This is a genomic window from Microcella sp. (assembly GCF_033763155.1).
GTDB lineage: Bacteria > Actinomycetota > Actinomycetes > Actinomycetales > Microbacteriaceae > Microcella.
Map to the genome: position 1 here is coordinate 1 of NZ_JANRKZ010000117.1, position 1,861 is coordinate 1,861.

3 protein-coding genes are annotated in these 1,861 nt (G+C 65.1%); 1 reads left to right on the forward strand and 2 read right to left on the reverse strand.

The genetic code is table 11. The features are described from left to right. Positions 1 to 158 precede the first annotated feature (158 nt). The gene (locus SFU54_RS05190) at positions 159 to 1,250 is read right to left on the reverse strand and encodes a DUF998 domain-containing protein (protein WP_319015233.1); all 1,092 of its coding nucleotides are present in this window, start codon (positions 1,248 to 1,250) and stop codon (positions 159 to 161) included. 85 nt (positions 1,251 to 1,335) lie between these two features. On the opposite strand from SFU54_RS05190, the gene SFU54_RS05195 reads away from it, so the two are divergent. Then, positions 1,336 to 1,596, forward strand: coding sequence for a glutaredoxin family protein (locus tag SFU54_RS05195; RefSeq protein WP_319015234.1), 261 nt, complete (start codon positions 1,336 to 1,338; stop codon positions 1,594 to 1,596). Here the strand turns inward: SFU54_RS05195 and SFU54_RS05200 are convergent. Beyond that, a partial coding sequence (locus SFU54_RS05200) for a hypothetical protein (RefSeq protein ID WP_319015235.1) occupies positions 1,593 to 1,861 on the reverse strand: 269 nt, incomplete at its 5' end. The genes SFU54_RS05195 and SFU54_RS05200 overlap by 4 nt on opposite strands.

The following is a 1,861-nucleotide window of genomic DNA, read 5'->3' on the forward strand; positions in this document are numbered from 1 at the left end:
TTGATCCCACGCGGCTTGCCCGCGCACGTCGACGAGGTGAAACACCTCACCTGCCTGCCGTGCCGCCCACACGTCAGAGGCGTCGGTTTCGACCGCGAGCTTGGCGGCGTAGTGCGCGGCCGTGGTCGGCGAGTCGGCGAAGGGCCCGAGTGCGCTGCTCATGCGGCCACCGCCTCGGTCGACGCGGGGGCCGCTTCTTCGGTGAGCGCGTTGATGTAGCGGATGAAGATGGCGATCCAGGCGAAGATGATCGCGAAGGCCACGAGCTCATAGGCCGTGAGGTTGAAGTACTGCACGGGGTAGAACAGCAGGGCCCCCACGATGAGCGCGGCGGCAAACGCGAAGCTCACCACGAAGAAGCGGCCCGGCAAACCGGTGAGCCACCACGGCGAGGCAAACAGCAGCACGAGAAACGCCACGGCCATGCCGATGGCCGACGTGTTATGCAGCAGGATGCTGAACGACAAAGGGAAGATGCCGACGCACGAGAGCATGACGCCCATGACGACGAACACGATCGAGACGGTGCGCGGCGCGTGGGCCTTCGTGAGCACACCGCGGTCAACGAGCACCTGCAGGTCGCGCTGCAGGTAGAGCGCGAAGGTCGTGACCAAGAAGCCGGCGATGATGAGCGTCAGGTTGAAGAGGCTGCTCGAACGGTCGCCAAAGGTGCCGAGTTGGCTGAAGTGGTACTCCCACCAGGCCGGATCACTCGCGGTCGCCATGGCCGTAATCGTTCCGAACGTCATGAAGAGCACCAGCAGACTCGAGAGCTTCGGAGTCGTGATCGACGAGACCGAGATGTAGATCCAGTAGCCGGCGAGGGCCGTGACGGTGGCCATCGCGATTGTCGTGAAGGGGGCATCCAGCACCACGCCCTGAAAGCTGCGCTGCAGCAACAAGAACGTCGCGATGGCCGCGAGCACCGCCAGCACCGAGTGCACGAGCGCGACCGAGGTGGCGTCGACAATGAACTTCCAGGGCTTGAGTTCGAGGCGCCACTGCTGGCCGAGCACGCTGCGACTGCGCCAATAGCCCACGTAGGCGACGATGACGCCCGCGATCAGAATCGAGGCGGCGCTTGCGACGCCCAGCGAGATGCCGCCCCAAATGGGCGGGTTGGTGCCGGCGAAGAGAAAGCCGCCAACGACAAGCGTCACGGCAGCGACGGCGGTCGCGACGGCAAACGCCTCGCTCTCGACATCGAGCAGGGTGCGGGGGGCGGGGGAGGCAGGCGGGGCAGCGCTCATGCGGTCAGTCTAGAGACGGCGACGGATGCTCGACAGTGGTCACGCGCCGGGAACACTTTCAGCCCTCATGTGGTTGGGTTTCTCTATGACCGACTCTCTCGCCCCCGCAGCCAACACCATCACCATGTACGGAGCCGACTGGTGCCGCGATTGCCGCCGCACCGAGTCGCTGCTCAACGACTTGGGGGTGGAGTGGACCAAGGTTGACGTCGAGGCCTCCGCCGACGCCGCGGCTCAGGCCCAGGCGATCAGTGGCCGCACGAACATTCCCGTCGTCGTGTTTCCCGACGGCTCGCACCTCGTCGAGCCGAGTGACGCAGCCGTACGCGAGAAGCTCGGCGTCTAGCCGAGCTCAGGGTTCACTGCCTCGGCGTCTAGCCGAGCCCAGGGCGTACCCTCAACCTGAGGGCCCTCGGAGGCTCCCCAACTAAAGGAGAGCCCCATGGGCGAAAAGTCTGCCCGCAAGAACACCCCGAAGACCGCTGCCGCGAAGTCGCTGAAAGAGAAGCGCGTCGCGAAGGCCGACAAGAAGGCCTCGAGCGGTCGCTCGCAGAACTCTGACACCGTTACGAACGTCACGAACAAGTAATCCGAGCTCGAAACAGTGACGG

Coding starts and splice junctions, on each gene's coding strand:
- SFU54_RS05190 (WP_319015233.1), bottom strand. CDS start 1,250: ATGAGCGCTGCCCCGCCTGCCTCCCCCGCCCCCCGCACCCTGCTCGAT.
- SFU54_RS05195 (WP_319015234.1), top strand. CDS start 1,336: ATGACCGACTCTCTCGCCCCCGCAGCCAACACCATCACCATGTACGGA.